The organism is Citrobacter sp. CK185, from assembly GCF_030333565.1.
GTDB lineage: Bacteria > Pseudomonadota > Gammaproteobacteria > Enterobacterales > Enterobacteriaceae > Citrobacter_B > Citrobacter_B koseri.
Map to the genome: position 1 here is coordinate 283,311 of NZ_JAOWFR010000025.1, position 20,124 is coordinate 303,434.

The window sequence follows — 20,124 nt, forward strand, 5'->3', positions numbered from 1 at the left end:
ATCAGGCGATACGGTAAGGATTAATGCAGTTTCAGACGCGGGCGAATCACACGGTTAATGCTGCCTACTAACATCATTAACCCGGTTTTAAAGTAACCGTGCAGCGCAATCTGGTGCATACGGTAAAGCGAAATGTAAACAAAACGCGCAATACGCCCTTCCACCATCATTGAACCGCGCATCAGGTTCCCCATCAGGCTGCCGACAGTCGAGAAATTAGAGAGCGATACCAGCGAACCGTGATCTTTATAAACATAGTCTTTCATCGGTTTGCCTTTCATCTGCGCCAGAATATTATTCAGTGCGCAGCTTGCCATCTGATGCGCGGCCTGTGCGCGCGGCGGCACAAAGCCCCCTTCAGGACGTGCGCAGGAAGCACAGTCGCCGATGGCATAAACATCCGGGTCACGAGTGGTTTGCAGCGTTGGTTCAACCACTAACTGGTTGATGCGGTTAGTTTCCAACCCGCCAATGTCTTTCAGGAAATCAGGCGCTTTAATCCCTGCCGCCCACACCATCAGGTCAGCTTTGATGTGTTCGCCATCTTTCGTGTGCAGACCGCCTTCGTCTGCGCTGGTCACCATCGTCTGAGTCAGTACGCGTACGCCCAGTTTGGTCAGTTCGCTATGCGCCGCAGCGGAAATACGCGGCGGCAGCGCAGGCAGAATGCGCTCACCGGCTTCAACCAGCGTCACGTTCAGCGCTTCGTTAGTCAGGCCTTTGTAGCCGTAGCTGTGCAGCTGTTTCACAGCGTTATGCAGTTCCGCAGAAAGCTCCACGCCCGTTGCGCCGCCACCGACAATCGCAATGTTGACCTTACCGCTAACACCCATGCTGGAAGAGTATTTCAGGAACAGGTTCAGCATTTCCTGATGGAAGCGACGCGCCTGATGCGGGTTGTCCAGGAAAATACAGTGTTCTTTAACGCCAGGGGTGTTGAAGTCGTTAGAGGTACTGCCCAGCGCCATCACCAGGGTGTCGTACGCGATTTTACGCTCAGGAACCAGCAGTTCCCCTTTCTCGTCACGCAGTTCCGCAATGGTGATCGTTTTCGCTTCACGATCGATATCCATAACCGAACCCAACTGGAACTGGAAACCATGATTACGCGCATGCGCCAGGTAGCTCAGAGCGTCCACGCCTTCGTCCAGTGAACCGGTCGCCACTTCATGCAGCAACGGCTTCCACAGATGGCTGTGGTTTCTGTCCACCAGCGTGATTTTTGCCTTTTTCTTACGACCCAGTTTTTTACCCAACTGAGTCGCCATTTCAAGCCCGCCAGCACCGCCGCCGACAATCACGATCTTTTTCAATGGTGTAGTCAACGTGACCCCCCTTAAATTTATTAACCAATTGTTAAGTAAAAGTTATAAATATAGCCTTTAATTAACAACAAGTTACGGTAATGCAAAGTGACTTCGCTAGTGAGAATAACACGAACGGTGCATTGGTCATACCAAAATTGATGTACATCAAGTTTTCTCGCTGAAAAGATAGACAACCCTGCCTGAATGCTCATAAAAAAACCAGCCCGAAGGCTGGTTTCTGAGGGGGGTGATCGGGTTACAACAGCTTAACCTAACGTTTTAAACGCTTTTATCCGCTGTAAATGAGGAGAGATATTCTTAAATTTATGGGTCTGCTCTTCGTCCCAGACAATTTCATAGAAATGATGCAGCTCTTTTGCCGAACGATGGCTGTCCAGCGCTTCATCATGCCGGGACAGGATCACCAGGCAGCGATCGCGGTTTTTTTCGCGGAAATTGGTGACGCATTTCGTTGCGATATCGGCATACTCTTCCGGGCGGTCGATTTTGCCTTCCATGTTCTCATAGGGGAACAGATTAGGGTTGAATACCACCTGGCGTATGTCGCACAGGAAGCCAATCCGCTCCGCCCAATACCCACCCAGTCCTACGCCACAAATTAATGGCCGATCGTCCACATTCAGTTGCAACATTTTGTCTACTTCTTTCAGCAGATGCTGCATGTCATGTTTGGGATGCCGTGTGCTATAGCTGATCAGTCTGACATCCGAATCAATAAACTGTAGCTGCAACACTTTCTCGTGGTTACCCGGACTGTTGGAGTCAAAACCGTGTAAATAGATAATCATCGCATCCTCACACAAAACTCGGGTTAATGACCTGCTTTTTCTTCCTGCCAGCGTTCATGCAACTGGTTAAGCTGGGCGCTGACCGTTTTCCAGCGTGCGGAGTCCATCAACTCCTGACGCGAAAATGAACCTTTATGATACAAACGCGTAACACGTTCTGCATTGATCGGCGACAGATTATCTAACACGCTGACCGCTCCTTTACGATTATTACAGACCAGGATCATATCGCAACCCGCATCCAGCGACGCCTGCCCGCGCTCTGCGTAGCTCCCCATAATCGCCGCTCCTTCCATCGACAGGTCATCGGAGAAAATCACGCCATCAAAACCAAGTTCCTCACGCAGCACCGTTTTCAGCCAGTGCGGTGAACCACTTGCCGGACGCGGATCGACATCGCTGTATATGACGTGCGCCGGCATAATCGCATCAAGTTTGTTCCCGGTGATTAGCGAACGGAACACCGACATATCCCTGGCGCGAATTTCCGCCTCAGGACGCGGATCGGTTGGCGTTTCTTTGTGCGAATCGGCAGTGACTGCCCCGTGTCCGGGGAAGTGCTTACCGGTGGTTTTCATTCCGGCAGCATGCATCCCGTCGATAAAACGCGTCGCCATTGCCAGAGCTTTAAGCGGATCGGCATGGTAAGAACGCTCGCCAATTGCTGCGCTGATATGCCCGACATCCAGCACCGGCGCGAAACTGATATCAATGTCCATCGCGATCATCTCGCTGGCCATTAGCCACCCAGCATCCTGCGCCAGTTTGCCCCCTTCTTCCAGCCCGTGCAGCGCAGCAAAAGATTGTGCGGCTGGCAGGCGGGTAAAACCTTCACGAAAACGCTGTACGCGTCCGCCTTCCTGGTCAACCGCCACCACCAGATGATTGCGCGAAGCCGCCCGAATCTGGCGGACTAACTCGCGCAGCTGCTCCGGGTCATGATAATTACGCGTAAAGAGGATCAGCCCCCCCACCAGCGGATGGGCCAGAATCTCGCGCTCTTCTGCGTCCAGTTCAAACCCTTCGACATCCAACATTACTGGACCCACACTGCTCTCCTTATCCTTTCTTTTTCAGCTGCCGCCAGGCGTCGTCGGCCAGCCTGATAAATTGTTGTTCGCCGGTTTGCTGCCAGCGGTATTCAAACCATCCGGCTTTCAGCATCATTACCCAGGGGCGCCATAACCTGACCTGCCGCCATAGCGTTTGCGGACAGATATGCGCAACGGCGGCATAGGATGCCACCAGCCGTTGATGCTGCCGCTCATCCTCTACCCATACGGCGGCCAGTTCCAGAGCGATATCGCCGTCCCCGGCGTATTCCCAGTCAATCAACCGTAGCCCCGATGCCGTCTGTACCAGGTTATCGCCGTGGACATCCATATGCAAAGGCGCCAGACGCAGCGGACGAGGTTCCCGCGCCGCTCGCAGCCGTTTTAGCATCCGTAGCCAGTACGGCGTCCTGCGTGCCGGATCGCTCCCCTGCCAGTAGCGCATAAGCAGCGGTAACAGCGAAATACGCCAGCCAAAACGCGGTTGTTGGTGCAGATGATACAGTAAACCCGCCAGTTCGTCGGTATCCGGTAATCCAGATTTTACCTCTCCCTGCAAATAGTCCACCGCCATCCAGCCGGGAATATAAAAACGCGGTCTGGGGGCAAGGGTTTCCGGTAAACGTGACAATGCGTGATACTGACGCAAAAAATCAGATTCAGGCGCAAAGGGATCATGATGGCAACGGAGCACCAGACGGCGGGCGTCATGTTCAATGATGCAACTCCCGCCGCTTAATCCGTTGTGGCAGGCGGCGACGGGATGATATTGCGGGAAGTAGCGCGACAAAACGTCGTCGCGCGTCAGTAGATTATTGTTGCTGGACTGCACCTTTACCTGACCAGATTATCTCGCCAGTTTGTACCAGCATTAACTGCATTTGCAGCGATGGCGCATTGACGTTACCCGCCGCGCTGGAATAGAGCACATATTGCGCCCCTACGTTACGGGCGATGCCAATCGCTTTACTGCGCGTACCGAGGCTGTCCTGCGGTGATAAACCCAGTTGCTGCTTCGCCATCGCCAGTTGTTGCGCGGAAACCAGCGTAAATTTACCGTTATTCGCCAGCGCATTACGTAAAGTCTCTGTGGCCTCGCCCGCGTTGAGCGAACCGTTGGTGCGGTTATTTACGCTATCGACCAGCAGTACGTTACCCGCCGTTACGCCATCAGCCTGAAGCATTTTTCCGACCATCGGCTGCATCGCGCTGTTCCAGTCATAATGGCGCACGCGCGGCGCAGGCTGTGCGGTCTGGTCTTCGTGTTCAATCGGGCCCGGCTGCTGCGGGATCGTCGGCACCGATGGCACGACCGGCACAGGCTGCTGCGGCTCAGCTGGCTGTTCCGGCGCCGGTTTGACTTCATCAACCGGTGCGGGTTCACGTTGCCCCACACAACCGGAGAGGAATATCGCCAGCGCGGCCACCAGTGCGTAGCGATTCATTTTCATCATCAAAATTCACCCCTTACAAATAAAGATAAAGTCTAACCTTATGCGCCCCCAGATAATTGGCGCTGCCATACAGCGTGACCGACGAACGCGCCGGGATAGTCACACTGCGTGGCGCTTCCAGAGGATGCATTTCCAGCCCTCTGGCGTCATACCAGTAAAACCGATAATGCACGGTAACGGGTTCTTGCCTTTCGTTATAGAGGCGTGAGGATGCAGAAGGCTGAATATCGGACGTCGTCAACGCAGGCGCTTCCGCCGTGATACCGGCCGCCAGCAGCGTTGACTCCATCACCAGTGTCTGTTCATCACTGACCGGAATTTCAGGGTGTGAACGACAACCCACAAGCAACAGTAAGGCCAGTGATATCGCAAGGCATCCTCTGGTCATTGTCAGAGGCCTTTATGCGCCAGCATCGGCCCCAGCGCACGCCCGCCCAGCAGGTGCATATGAATGTGATAAACCTCCTGCCCGCCATGACGGTTAGTATTCATGATCAGGCGGTAGCCGTCTTCGGCAATGCCTTCCTGCCCGGCAATTTTTGCCGCGACGGTGATCATACGGCCCAGCGCCTGTTCGTGCTCCGCCGTGACATCATTAACCGTTGGGATCAGGGTATTCGGGATGATCAGAATGTGCGTGGGCGCCTGCGGCGAAATATCGCGAAATGCGGTAACCAGTTCATCCTGGTAAACGATATCCGAGGGGATTTCACGACGGATAATTTTGCTGAATATAGTTTCTTCTGCCACGACATTTTTCCTTTTTTCAAAATTAGCCATAACGTTGCGCCATGCTACGCCGAGCCACACTGCGAGTATAGAGTATGAGCGAGTTACTCACGCTCTTTCAACTTTAACCCACGATTTATTAAGCAAAAAATCTGTCAGTTGCTGCGCTTATACTCATTTCCCTCTTCTCTTTGCACCTCATAGCACTGAAACAAGATTTCATTTTCACCCGTAACATCTGTTTACAGCATTAATGCAAGTGCGTATATTTCGCATTTGCATTTTCATGCGCATTTGATGGTTAGAAAATTAAAAGGGTTCGCCATGCCATTTCATGGTTTGAACTTAACGTTCATCATTATTAGGGGTTTTTCGATGTCTTTCACAACACACACCCAGGATGAGCAGCGTCAGCCTGCCGCAGTTCCCACACTGCTGGCAGCCTGCATCGCTATGGCATTGATGCCTTCCACCAGCTTCGCCGCTACCACAACAGAAGAAACAATCGTTGTTGATAGCGCATCACAAGCCGACACGTCCAGCGATGAAGAACAGGACTACAACGTTAAAACGACAACCGCTGGCACTAAAATGCAGATGGCGCAGCGCGATATTCCTCAGTCTGTCAGTATCATCAGCCAGCAACGCATGGCTGATCAGCAATTACAAACCCTTGGCGATGTGATGGACAGCACGCTGGGTATCAGCAGAAGCCAGTCAGACTCCGACCGCAACCTCTACTACTCACGCGGTTTCCTCATCGACAACTACATGGTCGATGGCATCCCCACCTATTTTGAATCACGCTGGAATCTTGGCGATGCCCTTTCTGACACAGCCCTGTTTGAACGTGTGGAAGTCGTACGCGGCGCAAATGGATTAATGACCGGGACCGGCAACCCTTCCGCGTCTATCAATATGATCCGCAAACATGCCACCAGCCGTGAATTCAAAGGTAATGTGTCTGCGGAATATGGAAGCTGGAACAAACAGCGTTACGTAACCGATTTACAAAGCCCGCTGACAGAAGACGGTAACGTACGTGCGCGGATTGTTGCGGGTTATCAGAACAATGACTCATGGCTGGATCGTTATAACAGCGAGAAAACATTCTTCTCCGGCATTATCGATGCCGATCTGGGGAGCACAACCAGCCTTTCCGCCGGGTATGAATATCAACGCATCGACGTTAACAGCCCGACCTGGGGCGGTTTACCTCGCTGGAATACGGATGGCAGCACCAACAAATATGACCGCTCGCGCAGTACCGCTCCAGACTGGGCTTACAACGATAAAGAGTTTAATAAGGTCTTTGTCACGCTGAAGCAGCGTTTTGCGGATACCTGGCAGGCAACGCTCAACGCCACGCATTCTGAAATCAAATTCGACAGTAAAATGATGTACCTGGATGCCTATGTCAATAAAGACACCGGTATGCTGGTTGGCCCTTACGCCAACTATGGGCCAGAGTACGGTTACATTGGCGGTACGGGCTGGAACAGCGGCAAACGTAAAGTCGATGCTGTCGATCTTTTCACCGATGGGGGCTACGACCTGTTTGGCCGTCAGCATAACCTGATGATCGGCGGAAGCTACAGTAAACAGAATAACCGCTATATGAATACCTGGGCGAACGTATTCCCGGATGAACTGGGCAATTTCTACAACTACGACGGTAACTTCCCGGAAACAAACTGGGGTCAACAAACCGTTGCCCAGGATGATACCACGCACATGAAATCGCTCTATGCAGCGACCCGCATTTCGCTGGCCGATCCGCTGCATCTGATCATCGGCGCTCGCTACACCAACTGGAGTATCGACACGCTGACCTACCGGATGGAGAAAAACCATACCACGCCATATGCCGGACTGGTGTATGACATTGATGATAACTGGTCTGCCTACGCCAGCTATACTTCCATCTTCCAGCCACAAAACTATCGTGATAGCTCGGGTAAATACCTCGCCCCTATTACGGGTAACAACTATGAAGTGGGCTTGAAATCTGACTGGATGAACAGCCGCCTGACCACCACATTGTCGGTCTTCCGTATTGAGCAGGATAACGTCGGCCAATCGACCGGTAGACCGATTTCAGGTAGTAACGGCGACACCGCTTATAAAGCGGTAGATGGAACCGTCAGCAAAGGCGTTGAATTCGAAATTAACGGCGCTATCACCGACAACTGGCAGATGACTTTCGGCGCAACGCGCTTCATCGCGGAAGATAACGAGGGAAATGCGGTGAATCCGAACTTGCCACGTACAACCGTGAAGCTGTTTACCAGCTACCGTCTGCCAGTCATGCCTGAGTTGACCGTCGGCGGTGGCGTTAACTGGCAGAACCGTGTTCACGGCAGCGACACGGTCACACCATACGGCACATGGCGCGCGGAACAAGGCAGCTATGCGTTAGTGGATCTGTTCACTCGCTACCAGGTAACCAAAAACTTCGCCGTACAGGGCAACATCAACAACCTGTTAGACAAAACCTACGACACCAATATCGATGGTTCTATTGTCTACGGCGAACCACGTAACGTCAGCATTACTGCAAGCTATCAGTTCTGATAAACGTCACTGACGAAAAGGGAGCCATCTGGCTCCCTTTTTTACGTTCTCGCAAGCCTGATGGCGGCTAACGCCTTATCAGGCCTACTGCTATAACCGTAGGCCGGATAAGCCACGCGCCATCCGGCAACACAGCGTAAAAAAGGCAGCCATTTGGCTGCCTTAGTTCTCCCCAACGTCTTACTGCTTAGCTATTGCGGATGTATTCATCCATTTCCGTTTTCAGGTTATCGGATTTCGTACCGAAAATAGCCTGAACGCCGGAACCTGCGACGACGACACCAGCTGCGCCAAGCGTCTTCAGGCCAGCCTGATCCACTTTAGCAACGTCAGCGACGCTAACGCGCAGACGGGTGATACATGCGTCGAGGTTAGTGATGTTCTCTTTACCACCAAACGCGGCGATCAGGGCCGGAGCCATTTCACTGGTTGCGCCCACTTTGCTGTCTTCGCTCGCGTCTTCACGACCCGGCGTTTTCAGATCCAGCGCTTTAATCAGCACACGGAAGACGGTGTAGTAAATAATCGCATAACCTGCACCAACGATCGGGAACAGCCACAATTTGCTGCTGTTGCCAGACAGAACGATGAAGTCGATCAGACCGTGCGAGAACGATGTACCGTCACGCATACCCAGCAGGATACAGATCGGGAATGCCAGACCTGCCAGAATCGCGTGGATAACGTACAGGATCGGCGCAACGAACATGAAGGAGAACTCGATCGGCTCGGTGATACCGGTCAGGAACGAGGTCAGCGCTGCGGAGATCATGATACCGCCCACTTTCGCGCGGTTTTCCGGTTTAGCAGAGTGCCAGATCGCGATAGCCGCAGCAGGCAGACCGTACATTTTGAACAGGAAGCCGCCGGACAGTTTGCCCGCAGTCGGGTCGCCCGCCATATAGCGAGGAATGTCGCCGTGGAACACCTGACCTGCTGCGTTGGTGTATTCACCGATCTGCATCTGGAAAGGAACGTTCCAGATATGGTGCAGACCAAACGGCACCAGGCAGCGTTCAATGAAGCCATAGATACCGAACGCCACAACCGGGTTCTGGTAAGCAGCCCACTGAGAGAACGTCTGGATAGCCGTCCCGATCGGCGGCCAAATGAAGGACAGGATCACGCCGGTGAAGATGGCAGCCAGACCAGAAATGATCGGCACAAAGCGTTTACCCGCAAAGAAGCCCAGATACTCAGGCAATTTGATACGGTAGAAGCGGTTAAACATGTACGCTGCAATCGCACCGGAGATAATCCCCCCGAGAACACCGGTATCCGCCAGGTGTTTTGCTGCGATTTCTTCAGCAGGTAAATGCAGAACCAGCGGCGCAACCACGGCCATGGTTTTGACCATGATGCCGTAAGCGACAACCGAGGCCAGAGCCGAAACGCCGTCGTTGTTGGTGAAGCCCAGTGCGACACCAATGGCGAAAATCAGCGGCATATTTGCAAAAACAGAACCGCCTGCTTCTGCCATAACGTGCGACACAACGGCTGGCAGCCAGCTGAAGTTAGCGGAACCGACGCCCAGCAGGATACCTGCGATAGGCAGTACGGATACCGGTAGCATCAGCGATTTACCGACCTTTTGCAGGTTAGCAAATGCATTCTTAAACATAATTAGGAGTGCTCCTGAGTATTTGTGCTTATACACTTCATCCTTCAAACCGCCTCAGCGTTGGCTGCGTTCGTTCATCCCAGTCACTTACTCAAGTAAGCTCCTGCAATTCACTCACTTGCCGCCCTGATGCAGCCTGAATGATTTTGTGTATTCTACGTTTTCACGCATTGGCGAGGGGGGAGAACCTCGCCGTGGACAGGGCATCTAAGCGCCCTTTATTTATTACACAGAGTAAAATAAATAAGCTCGGTTTTGTTTGACGGCTATCACGTTTCAGCTCCTGACAGCCATAAAACCATCACATTCTGACAAAATGAGTGTCTGAATGTTACAATTCGCTCATTCACCGCCCATTTTGTGGCGGTGAACTTTACTCGCTTTGAATATTAATTACGAGCTTTAAAAAAACTCAGTTAACGGGTTGATTGCAGGCGAGAAGCGTCGATGTGGAACAGGCAGGCAAAGTTTTCAGTGGTTGCCTGCGCCAGTTCTTCAACGGCAACACCCTTCAATACGGCCATATACTCTGCGACATCGCGAACCATTGCAGGCTGGTTCTCTTTACCACGATGCGGCACCGGAGCAAGATAAGGAGAGTCCGTCTCAACCAGCAGACGATCCAGAGGAACATAGCGGGCGGCATCACGTAACTGCTCCGCGTTGCGGAAGGTCACGATCCCGGAAAAAGAGATATAAAACCCAAGATCCAATAATTTACCCGCCGTCTCCCTGTCCTCTGTAAAACAGTGTAGTACGCCACCGCAATCCGTCACTTTTTCTTCGCGCAAAATCGCCAGCGTATCGGCGCGTGCGTCACGGGTATGCACAATCACGGGTTTATTTAATTCACGGCCAATCTGAATATGGTTAATGAAGGATTCTTGCTGGCGAACTTTTGTTTCCGGCGTATAAAAATAATCCAGCCCGGTCTCTCCCATGGCCACCACGCCTTCTTCAGCGGCAAAGCGACGCAGGTCTTCCACATCGTATGTTTCATCCTGGTTTAACGGGTGTACGCCGCAGGAAAACACAACGTTATCCCGCTCGCCAACCAGTTCGCGCATATTCCGGTATCCGGGCAGGGTTGTCGCCACCGCCAGGCAGAACTTCACATCGCGCGCGGCGGCTTTTGCCAGCACGTCATCCACGTCCTTATGCAGAGATTGATAATCCAGGCCATCAAGATGGCAGTGTGAGTCGACTAAAAACATAATGTCTCTCTCAAATATGGGAAACAGGCAACACGGCGCCTGGTTGCAGGTAATGCTCTATGCGGAGAATAAGATCGGTTAATACCAGTTCGCGGTTTAATCCGGTCACGTTAATCAACTGTTCGCGACAATGGCAGACATCGCTGAGTATGGCCTGGATGCGTGCGACGGATAACCGTTCAGCTATCGACGCCACCAGCGTTCCGGCATCCTGATTTGTCAGGCTGGAAGCGCCATACTGGTATTTAAGGGCATCCATAAGCAGCGTCGCCAGCCAGTGTAAACGTATGGCGGCCTGTTCGTGATTCAACACCGACAGAAGGATATACCAGTCGCCGGATTGCAGCGTATTCGCCAGCGCTTCGCAAAGCGCGTTACGATGCGCCCAGCTGTCGGCCTGCAACAACGCCAGAGCGGCGCCGGGAGCCCCTGCGCTCAGGCGCAGCGCCGCCAGCAACGTCTCTTGTGACATTGTCACTTCACGAGAAAGCCAGGAAACAGCGTATTGTTCAGATGGCGGCGCAAGATGATGCAGACGACAGCGGCTGCGTAAAGTCGCCAGCAGGCGTGCCGGTTCACGGCTGGCAAGGAAGAACCAGGTTTGCTCCGGCGGCTCTTCGAGCGTCTTTAATAAGGCATTCGCCGCGGCATCAGTCAGCAGGGCCGCATCCGGGATCAATACGACTTTCGCGCCGCCAAGTCGAGAATGTTCGTACAGCTTCTCGCCCACATCGCGTACCGCGTCCACGCCAAGGGTGCTTTTCCCCTTTTCCGGCAACAGCGAATAATAGTCAGGATGCGTACCCGCCTGCATTAACTGGCAGCCACGGCAGCGCCCGCAGCTTTTATGCCCTTCCGGTTGCTGGCACAGCAAATAACGACTGAGGGCATAAATCAGCGCATCATCCCCCATTCCGGGCAACGCCTGAATCAGTAACGCATGGTGGCCCCGACCCGCCTGATAGCTTGCTACCAGTTTTTCAAAGTCTGGCCGTAACCACGGATACCATTTCATGCACCCTGCTCCTTGATCCAGGCCGTTACGGTTGTGCGAATATCGTTCATCACAGACTCCAGCGGCTGAGTCGCATCAATGGTGCGGATGCTGGCATCGCTGGCGGCCAGCTCAAGGTAGCGGGCACGCGTGCGATTGAAGAAATCCAGAGACTCCTGCTCAATGCGGTCAAGCTCGCCGCGCGCGCGCGCGCGTTTTAAGCCAACCTCCGGCGTCACATCCAGATACAGGGTCAGGTCAGGACGGAAGTCGCCCAATACCGCATCACGCAGCGTCGCCAGCATTGTCTGATCGATCCCACGGCCGCCACCCTGGTAGGCCTGAGTGGACAGGTCATGGCGATCGCCAATGACCCATGTTCCTTTCGCCAGCGCAGGCTTGATAACGGTTTCCACCAGTTGCACTCGCGCGGCATAAAACATCAGCACTTCAGCTTTATCCGTGATTGTTTCATCACCTACCGATTTGATGTCCAGCACCAGACTTCTTAATTTCTCTGCAAGCTGGGTGCCGCCCGGCTCACGCGTAAAAATCATGTCGTGAATACCCAGTTGCTCAAGTGTCTCCACCACCACGTTACGCGCGGTGGTTTTTCCGGCGCCTTCCAGGCCTTCGATGACGATATAGTTACTGCCCATTTTTTTCCTTAAGCACTTTCAGGTAGTCCTGCACTGACCGGTTATGGCTGGCAAGATTGGTGTTAAACGTGTGACCGCCCTTTCCGTCAGCCACAAAATAGAGGTACGGCGTTTTCGCCGGATGCGCGGCGGCTTTCAAAGAGGCTTCGCCAGGCATGGCGATAGGACCTGGCGGCAACCCGGTGATGGTATAGGTGTTATACGCCGTCGGCGTTTCCAGCGCCGCGCGCGACAGCTTACCATTATAACTCGCCCCCATGCCGTAAATCACGGTCGGATCGGTCTGCAAACGCATACCAATACGCAGACGGTTAATAAAGACCGATGCCACCTGGTCGCGTTCGCTGGCGACGGCCGTCTCTTTTTCGATAATAGACGCCATCGTCACCAGTTGATTCTTATCTTTATAAGGCAGCCCTTCCGCGCGCCCTTCCCAGACGTCATCTACCGCTTTAACCATCTTTTGATGCGCACGCTTCAGAAGCGCGACATCGGTGGTGTTGGCGGTATACATCCAGGTGTCCGGCCAGAACCAGCCTTCAAGCCACTCCGGGTTCTCCAGCTTCAGCGCCTGCGCGACGGTTTCGTAACGGTCATCGCTAAGCGTATGCTGAATATAAGGCGCATTTCGCAGCTGATTCAGGTAATCGCTCAGGCGCATCCCTTCGACCAGACGTAGCGGGAACTGTGCTTCTTTACCACTTTCCAGCAGTTTCAGCATCTCCCGTACGGTCATGTCAGGCGTTAAACGATAGGTGCCCGCTTTAAAGTTTGATAATTCAGGTTCAACGCGCAACAACCACTGAAACACGCGCGGCCGATTGATAATTTTGTCGGCGTAGAGTTGATCGCCTAATGCCAGACGCCCGGTTCCGGCCTTCAGGGTAAAGATCGTCTCTTCTTTTATTAACAAGGGACTGTCGGCCAGTTGGCGCACTTTCCACATTCCTGCGCCAGCGGCAATGCCCAACACAACGACCAGCAGAAGGAAAAAGCGTAACATTCTTTTCATGACTAATTCGGGTGCTCACAAAGTGGGGCTAAAAAATCGAACAATGAACGTGCAAACATCAGTTTATCGCCACAGGCGCGCACGGGAATCACGGGCATCAACGCATTGCAGATAACCATCTCATCGGCCTGCATAAGCGCGTCCTCCCCGGCATACACTTCGACAACCTGAAAAGGCGATTGTGCCAGCGACTGTAAACAAAATTGTCGCATAATGCCGTTTACCCCCGCCTGATCCAGGCGCGGCGTATACACCACATTCTCTTTACGCCAGAACAAATTAGCCGCACAGCATTCCGTAACCCATCCCTCGCTGTCAAGAACCAGCGCTTCATCGGCGTTTGTCTGCTCAAGATGAGACCGGATCAGTACCTGTTCCAGTCGGTTAAGGTGTTTTATACCCGCAAGCATAGGGTTACGCCCCAGCCGTACGGGGCTTAGCGCCAGCGTAATACCTTCCGTACGCCAGCGTTCATAATGAGTGGGATAAGGAGAAACGGATAAAATTCGCGTGGCCGCACGACAGTTTGACGGGCTGTAGCCCCTGCCGCCGCTGCCACGACTCAGAATAACTTTCAGTACGCCACTGTTCTGGCCTGCTGCCATCGCCGTCATTTCGTGTTGCAGTTCCGTCCATTGACTGAAGGGAAGCAGCAGTTTTTCGCAGGCATCCTGCAAACGGCGAAGGTGTGCGGGCAGGAGGCAAATTCTACCGTCACGGATTCGCGCAGTAGTGAAACAGCCATCGCCAAACTGCGTCGCGCGATCGCTGGCGGCAAGAGAATCCTGTTCACGGCCATTAATTAAGAACATAGTGGCTCCTTATTCGTGGTCGATTAGTGTGGCAGGATGGTTAACACAGGACAAGGGAAGAAAGCTGAATAAAAAAGGCCCGACAAGCGGACCTTTTTACTCTCTGGTGGAACGACTTAGACCTTTTTGAAGATCAACGAGCCGTTAGTACCGCCAAAGCCGAAGGAGTTACACAGCGTATACTCCATTCCGTTAACCTGACGAGCTTCGTGAGGCACAAAGTCCAGGTCGCAACCTTCATCCGGGTTATCCAGGTTGATGGTTGGCGGAACAGCCTGGTCGCGCAGCGCCAGAATAGAGAAAATGGACTCTACCGCGCCCGCAGCACCCAGCAGGTGACCCGTCATGGATTTCGTCGAGCTGACCAGCACACGGCTTGCCGCATCGCCAAAGACAGATTTTACCGCCTGAGTTTCCGCTTTATCGCCTGCCGGCGTAGACGTACCGTGAGCGTTGACGTAACCAATCTGACCCGGCTCAATGGCCGCATCACGCAGCGCATTGACCATCGCCAGCGCGGCGCCCGCGCCGTTTTCCGGCGGTGACGTCATGTGATAAGCATCGCTGCTCATCCCGAAGCCAACGATTTCGGCATAAATTTTCGCGCCGCGCGCTTTTGCATGTTCGTACTCTTCCAGTACCACCATGCCCGCGCCATCGCCGAGAACAAAACCGTCACGCTCTTTATCCCACGGGCGGCTGGCCGCTTGCGGGTTATCATTACGTGTAGACAGCGCACGCGCTGCGCCAAAGCCACCGACACCCAGCGGCGTACTGGCTTTTTCCGCACCACCCGCTACCATCGCGTCCGCATCGCCGTATGCAATGATACGCGCGGCATGACCGATGTTATGTACGCCTGAGGTGCAGGCGGTAGCGATAGAGATGCTTGGCCCACGCAGGCCGTACATGATGGTCAGGTGACCCGCCACCATGTTAACAATCGTCGACGGAACAAAGAACGGGCTGATCTTACGCGGCCCACCGTTCACCAGGGAACTGTGGTTTTCTTCGATCAGTCCGAGACCGCCGATACCAGAGCCGATAGCGGCGCCAATACGGGCTGCGTTCTCTTCCGTTACTTCAAGGCCAGAATCCTGCATGGCCTGAACGCCAGCGACAATTCCATATTGAATGAAGGCATCCATCTTGCGCTGTTCTTTGCGCGAGATGATGTCGTCACAGTTAAAATCCTTTACTAAGCCAGCAAATTTCGTTGCATAGGCGCTAGTATCGAAATGGTCGATCAGGCTGATGCCACTCTGACCGGCAAGGAGAGCTTTCCAGGTAGACTCTACGGTATTGCCGACAGGAGACAACATGCCCAGTCCGGTCACAACTACACGACGCTTAGACACGTTTGTCCTCCAGGGAGGGAAAATGATTCTAGTGGGACAAAAAGATAAAACTCAGGCGGTCGAATGACCGCCTGGAGATGTTCACTTACGCCTGGTGGCCGTTGATATAATCAATGGCAGCCTGAACGGTGGTGATTTTCTCAGCTTCTTCGTCCGGAATCTCAGTATCAAACTCTTCTTCCAGAGCCATTACCAGCTCAACGGTGTCAAGAGAATCTGCGCCCAGGTCTTCAACGAAAGAAGCATTGTTGGTAACTTCTTCCTGCTTAACGCCCAGCTGCTCGCCGATAATTTTCTTAACGCGTTCTTCGATAGTGCTCATACTCTTAAATTTCCTATCAAAACTCGCTTTCGCGATGGTTTTCGTAGTGTATAAAATGTTGAAAAATTTGCAACTAAATCCCGGCAGTTCTTACCACGATTTTACGTTATTTTGAGGCCAAGACCTACAATAACGCAAATATTTTTCGTGGTTAAACCATATACATTCCGCCGTTGACGTGCAGAGTCTCACCAGTGATGTAACTTGCTTCGTCAGAGGCTAAAAATGCAACCGCACTGGCGATTTCCTGAGCGCCGCCGAGGCGACCCGCAGGAACCTGCGCCAGAATACCCGCACGCTGATCATCAGACAGCGCACGCGTCATGTCCGTTTCAATAAAGCCCGGAGCCACAACATTGACAGTAATCCCACGCGACGCAACTTCACGCGCCAGTGATTTACTGAAGCCAATCAGACCCGCTTTCGCCGCAGCGTAGTTGGCCTGACCCGCATTTCCCATGGTACCAACCACAGAACCGATAGTGATAATACGTCCATGACGTTTTTTCATCATAGCGCGCATTACCGCTTTTGACAGACGGAAAACAGATGACAGATTGGTTTCGAGAATATCGTTCCACTCATCATCTTTCATTCGCATCAGCAGATTATCGCGAGTGATACCGGCATTATTGACCAGGATATCAACTTCACCAAATTCTGCGCGAATATTTTCCAGAACAGATTCAATAGATGCCGGATCGGTCACATTCAACATCAGACCTTTACCGTTCGCACCTAAGTATTCGCTAATGGCCTGAGCGCCATTTTCGCTGGTAGCAGTACCGATGACTTTCGCGCCACGGGCAACGAGCGTCTCAGCAATTGCGCGGCCAATGCCACGGCTTGCACCGGTAACCAGCGCGACTTTTCCTTCAAAACTCATGGTTTTCCTCTTTTATTGCTCAAGCGCCGCTGACAGTGCCGCCGGTTCGTTTAGCGCCGAGGCCGTCAGGGTGTCAACAATACGTTTAGTCAGACCAGTGAGGACTTTACCTGGACCCACTTCATAAAGGTGTTCAACACCTTGTGCTGCGATAAATTCTACACTCTTCGTCCACTGCACCGGGTTGTACAGCTGGCGTACCAGCGCATCACGGATAGCGTTAGCGTCGGTTTCACACTTCACGTCAACGTTATTCACAACCGGTACGGTCGGGGCATTGAAGGTGATTTTCGCTAATTCAACCGCCAGCTTATCTGCCGCAGGTTTCATCAGCGCACAGTGTGACGGCACGCTTACCGGCAGCGGCAGCGCACGTTTTGCGCCAGCGGCTTTACAGGCTGCGCCCGCACGTTCAACCGCATCTTTATGCCCGGCGATAACCACCTGGCCCGGAGAGTTAAAGTTCACCGGAGAAACCACCTGGCCTTCAGCCGCCTCTTCACACGCTTTGGCGATGGACGCATCATCCAGACCGATGATCGCCGCCATTGCGCCGGTGCCTTCCGGCACAGCTTCCTGCATGAATTTGCCGCGCAGTTCAACCAGACGAACCGCGTCAGCGAAATCGATGACGCCAGCACATACCAGCGCGGAGTATTCCCCCAGGCTGTGTCCCGCCATCAGCGCAGGCGCTTTACCGCCCTGCTGCTGCCATACGCGATACAGCGCAACGGAAGCGGCCAGCAATGCTGGCTGAGTCTGCCAGGTCTTATTCAGTTCTTCCGCAGGCCCTTGCTGCGTCAGCGCCCACAGATCATAACCCAGCGCCGCAGAAGCTTCAGCAAAGGTTTCTTCTACGATCGGGTAGCTGGCTGCCATTTCAGACAACATCCCAACCGTCTGGGAACCCTGCCCCGGGAACACAAAAGCAAATTGCGTCATGTTTAAATCCTTATACTAGAAACGAACCAGCGCGGAGCCCCAGGTGAATCCACCCCCGAAGGCCTCAAGCAATACCAACTGCCCGGCTTTAATCCGCCCGTCGCGCACGGCTTCGTCCAGCGCGCACGGCACAGAGGCCGCAGAGGTGTTGCCGTGTCTGTCCAGCGTAACCACCACATTATCCATCGACATACCCAGCTTTTTCGCTGTCGCGCTGATGATGCGCAGGTTAGCCTGGTGCGGAACCAGCCAGTCCAGAGCGGAACGATCCAGATTATTCGCCGCCAGCGTCTCGTCAACGATGTGTGCCAGTTCAGTTACCGCCACTTTAAACACCTCGTTGCCCGCCATCGTCAGATAAATCGGATTTTCTGGATTGACGCGATCGGCGTTTGGCAGCGTCAGCAACTCACCATAGCTGCCGTCTGCATGAAGATGCGTCGAAATAATGCCTGGTTCTTCGGATGCGCTCAGAACCGCTGCGCCCGCGCCGTCACCAAAGATAATGATCGTCCCGCGATCGGTGGGATCGCAGGTGCGCGCCAGGACATCGGAACCGATGACCAGCGCATATTTAACGGCGCCTGATTTTACATACTGATCGGCAACGCTTAACGCGTAGGTAAAACCGGCGCAGGCCGCTGCAACGTCAAACGCCGGGCAGCCTTTAATGCCCAGCATACTCTGAATCTGGCATGCTGCGCTTGGGAAAGCATGTGTTGCTGACGTGGTCGCCACCACAATCAAGCCAATCTGGTCTTTATCGATGCCCGCCATTTCAAGCGCGCGGTTTGCGGCTGTATAGCCCATCGTCGCGACTGTTTCGTTTGGCGCTGCAATATGGCGTTCACGGATGCCTGTACGCGTGACAATCCACTCGTCAGACGTCTCTACCATCTTTTCCAAATCGGCGTTAGTACGCACTTGTTCAGGCAGATAGCTGCCAGTACCAATAATCTTTGTATACATGTACGCTCAGTCACTTTTCGGTTATATACCACCGCGTGCAAACTGCTGGTATGTTGGTTGCGCTCAGGTTACACCGTTAATTGTGCACCCGTGAGTGTCCGTTTTTGCCACCTTCCAACAGTTCTAATCCGGCTGGGTATACAGATTCCAGGCGAGCGGCAATTCGCTGAGGAACTTGTCGCTGCACCGCCTGCACTGCCTGTTCAATCGCGACGGCAAATGCTCGCTGATTGGCCGCACCATGACTTTTAATCACCGTGCCACGCAATCCTAACAGACAGGCGCCATTATACTGGTCGGGGTTGAGGTGACTGAATCGCCTCGTCAGGCTTTTTTGTAACCAACGTTTTAATAACAGCAGCCACCACGACCGTTTTTTACTCTCACCCTGAGATTTCAGCAGTGAAAGGAACATCCTGACAACCCCTTCCATTGTCTTTAATGTGACATTACCTGTAAATCCGTCACATACCAGCACATCAGTTTTTCCCGTCAATAATTCATTGGCTTCAAGATAACCAATGTAATTGATGGAAGGGACTGTTTTGAGCAACGCAGAGGCATCACGAATACTGTCGAGACCTTTGGTTTCTTCTTCACCAATATTGAGCAACGCCACGCGGGGATTGGTTATCCCAATCACCTCTTCCGCCATCACGGACCCCATCACGGCAAACTGCACCAACATGGTACTGTCACAATCGACGTTGGCGCCTAAATCCAGCACCACCGTTTTTCCTTTCTGCTGATGCGGTAAAACCGTCATCAACGCAGGACGCTCAATGCCCTCAAGGGGTTTGAGCAATAACTTCGCAAGTCCCATGAGCGCGCCCGTATTACCGGCGCTCACACAGGCTTCGGCTCGACCTTCTTTCACGAGCTCCAGGGCCACACGCATTGAGCTGCCGCGACTGGCGCGGATAGCCTGCGAAGGCCGGGCATCACTGGCAATAACTGACTGTGCAGGGATAATCTGCAGACGCGAACGTTGTTCAAAGTCAGCTTTGGCAAGTAATGGCGTGATGGTATCGGGATCCCCGACTAAAAGAAGTGTGAGTTGCGAATTAGAATTCAGTGCCTGCAGTGCTGCAGGCACTGTCACGGAAGGGCCGAAATCTCCCCCCATGACATCTAACGCCAGGGTTAGACGTGTCAAGGTATCGTCGCTGCCTGGTTTGGTGTTTCCCCGCTTACGCGGGGAAATCCTCACTAAGCTTCATCACGCTTGCGCGTGATTACTTAGCGATGACCTTACGGCCGCGGTAGTAACCGTCGGCAGTGATGTGGTGACGCAGGTGTTTTTCACCAGAAGTTTTGTCTACAGACAGGCTGGTGACTGCGGTCAGAGCGTCATGAGAACGACGCATGCCACGTTTGGAACGGGTTGGTTTATTCTGTTGTACGGCCATG

21 protein-coding genes are annotated in these 20,124 nt (G+C 53.3%); 1 reads left to right on the forward strand and 20 read right to left on the reverse strand.

Going from position 1 to position 20,124, the window contains the following annotated elements; all coding sequences use genetic code 11:
* Positions 1 to 20: 20 nt before the first annotated feature.
* The 7 genes from ndh to hinT form a co-directional block, all read right to left on the reverse strand.
* Positions 21 to 1,325, reverse strand: a complete 1,305-nt coding sequence (ndh, locus tag OGV79_RS13895; protein ID WP_024130434.1) for an NADH-quinone dehydrogenase — start codon at positions 1,323 to 1,325, stop codon at positions 21 to 23.
* A 248-nt stretch (positions 1,326 to 1,573) separates the two neighbouring features.
* Positions 1,574 to 2,116, reverse strand: a complete 543-nt coding sequence (gene ycfP / locus OGV79_RS13900; RefSeq protein ID WP_012132812.1) for an alpha/beta hydrolase YcfP — start codon at positions 2,114 to 2,116, stop codon at positions 1,574 to 1,576.
* 23 nt (positions 2,117 to 2,139) lie between these two features.
* A complete protein-coding gene (gene nagZ / locus OGV79_RS13905) occupies positions 2,140 to 3,165 on the reverse strand; it encodes a beta-N-acetylhexosaminidase (protein WP_024130435.1) in 1,026 nt (341 codons plus the stop codon).
* Positions 3,166 to 3,175: 10 nt separating this feature from the next.
* Positions 3,176 to 4,000 carry a thiamine kinase gene (thiK, locus tag OGV79_RS13910; protein WP_114848565.1) on the reverse strand — a complete coding sequence of 275 codons (825 nt, stop codon included), beginning with the start codon at positions 3,998 to 4,000 and terminating at the stop codon, positions 3,176 to 3,178.
* On the reverse strand, positions 3,981 to 4,622 hold the full coding sequence (lpoB, locus tag OGV79_RS13915; RefSeq protein ID WP_012132815.1) for a penicillin-binding protein activator LpoB: 642 nt from the start codon (positions 4,620 to 4,622) through the stop codon (positions 3,981 to 3,983). Before lpoB ends, thiK begins: the two co-directional genes overlap by 20 nt.
* 13 nt (positions 4,623 to 4,635) lie before the next feature.
* Positions 4,636 to 5,010, reverse strand: coding sequence for a YcfL family putative periplasmic lipoprotein (locus tag OGV79_RS13920; protein WP_049008937.1), 375 nt, complete (start codon positions 5,008 to 5,010; stop codon positions 4,636 to 4,638).
* 2 nt (positions 5,011 to 5,012) lie between these two features.
* Positions 5,013 to 5,372: a purine nucleoside phosphoramidase gene (hinT, locus tag OGV79_RS13925; RefSeq protein ID WP_047463701.1), complete on the reverse strand. Its 360-nt coding sequence runs from the start codon at positions 5,370 to 5,372 to the stop codon at positions 5,013 to 5,015.
* Positions 5,373 to 5,726: 354 nt separating this feature from the next.
* Here hinT and fhuE point away from each other — a divergent pair, with 354 nt between their 5' ends.
* Positions 5,727 to 7,925 (forward strand): ferric-rhodotorulic acid/ferric-coprogen receptor FhuE, encoded by a 2,199-nt coding sequence (fhuE, locus tag OGV79_RS13930; RefSeq protein ID WP_110494920.1) that lies wholly within the window; start codon positions 5,727 to 5,729, stop codon positions 7,923 to 7,925.
* Positions 7,926 to 8,112: 187 nt separating this feature from the next.
* Here fhuE and ptsG read toward each other — a convergent pair whose 3' ends face one another.
* The 13 genes from ptsG to rpmF form a co-directional block, all read right to left on the reverse strand.
* Positions 8,113 to 9,546, reverse strand: coding sequence for a PTS glucose transporter subunit IIBC (gene ptsG, locus OGV79_RS13935; protein ID WP_024130440.1), 1,434 nt, complete (start codon positions 9,544 to 9,546; stop codon positions 8,113 to 8,115).
* 416 nt (positions 9,547 to 9,962) lie between these two features.
* The gene (locus OGV79_RS13940) at positions 9,963 to 10,760 is read right to left on the reverse strand and encodes a metal-dependent hydrolase (protein ID WP_115626610.1); all 798 of its coding nucleotides are present in this window, start codon (positions 10,758 to 10,760) and stop codon (positions 9,963 to 9,965) included.
* Between the two features lie 10 nt (positions 10,761 to 10,770).
* The gene (gene holB / locus OGV79_RS13945; RefSeq protein WP_286468626.1) at positions 10,771 to 11,775 is read right to left on the reverse strand and encodes a DNA polymerase III subunit delta'; all 1,005 of its coding nucleotides are present in this window, start codon (positions 11,773 to 11,775) and stop codon (positions 10,771 to 10,773) included.
* Positions 11,772 to 12,413, reverse strand: coding sequence for a dTMP kinase (tmk, locus tag OGV79_RS13950; RefSeq protein WP_275166375.1), 642 nt, complete (start codon positions 12,411 to 12,413; stop codon positions 11,772 to 11,774). Before tmk ends, holB begins: the two co-directional genes overlap by 4 nt.
* Positions 12,403 to 13,425, reverse strand: a complete 1,023-nt coding sequence (gene yceG / locus OGV79_RS13955; RefSeq protein WP_049008934.1) for a cell division protein YceG — start codon at positions 13,423 to 13,425, stop codon at positions 12,403 to 12,405. The genes tmk and yceG overlap by 11 nt, the downstream gene beginning before the upstream one ends.
* Positions 13,426 to 13,427: 2 nt before the next feature.
* Positions 13,428 to 14,237: an aminodeoxychorismate lyase gene (pabC, locus tag OGV79_RS13960; RefSeq protein ID WP_047457518.1), complete on the reverse strand. Its 810-nt coding sequence runs from the start codon at positions 14,235 to 14,237 to the stop codon at positions 13,428 to 13,430.
* Between the two features lie 116 nt (positions 14,238 to 14,353).
* Positions 14,354 to 15,595 (reverse strand): beta-ketoacyl-ACP synthase II, encoded by a 1,242-nt coding sequence (fabF, locus tag OGV79_RS13965; protein WP_058669004.1) that lies wholly within the window; start codon positions 15,593 to 15,595, stop codon positions 14,354 to 14,356.
* An 85-nt stretch (positions 15,596 to 15,680) separates the two neighbouring features.
* Positions 15,681 to 15,917 (reverse strand): acyl carrier protein, encoded by a 237-nt coding sequence (gene acpP / locus OGV79_RS13970; RefSeq protein ID WP_000103754.1) that lies wholly within the window; start codon positions 15,915 to 15,917, stop codon positions 15,681 to 15,683.
* 151 nt (positions 15,918 to 16,068) lie between these two features.
* Positions 16,069 to 16,803, reverse strand: coding sequence for a 3-oxoacyl-ACP reductase FabG (fabG, locus tag OGV79_RS13975; RefSeq protein WP_012132828.1), 735 nt, complete (start codon positions 16,801 to 16,803; stop codon positions 16,069 to 16,071).
* 12 nt (positions 16,804 to 16,815) lie between these two features.
* Positions 16,816 to 17,745 (reverse strand): ACP S-malonyltransferase, encoded by a 930-nt coding sequence (fabD, locus tag OGV79_RS13980; RefSeq protein ID WP_058669003.1) that lies wholly within the window; start codon positions 17,743 to 17,745, stop codon positions 16,816 to 16,818.
* Between the two features lie 15 nt (positions 17,746 to 17,760).
* The gene (gene fabH / locus OGV79_RS13985) at positions 17,761 to 18,714 is read right to left on the reverse strand and encodes a beta-ketoacyl-ACP synthase III (protein WP_012132830.1); all 954 of its coding nucleotides are present in this window, start codon (positions 18,712 to 18,714) and stop codon (positions 17,761 to 17,763) included.
* Positions 18,715 to 18,790: 76 nt separating this feature from the next.
* Positions 18,791 to 19,870 (reverse strand): phosphate acyltransferase PlsX, encoded by a 1,080-nt coding sequence (gene plsX, locus OGV79_RS13990; protein ID WP_214143786.1) that lies wholly within the window; start codon positions 19,868 to 19,870, stop codon positions 18,791 to 18,793.
* 79 nt (positions 19,871 to 19,949) lie between these two features.
* On the reverse strand, positions 19,950 to 20,123 hold the full coding sequence (gene rpmF, locus OGV79_RS13995; protein ID WP_000290727.1) for a 50S ribosomal protein L32: 174 nt from the start codon (positions 20,121 to 20,123) through the stop codon (positions 19,950 to 19,952).
* Position 20,124 lies beyond the last annotated feature (1 nt).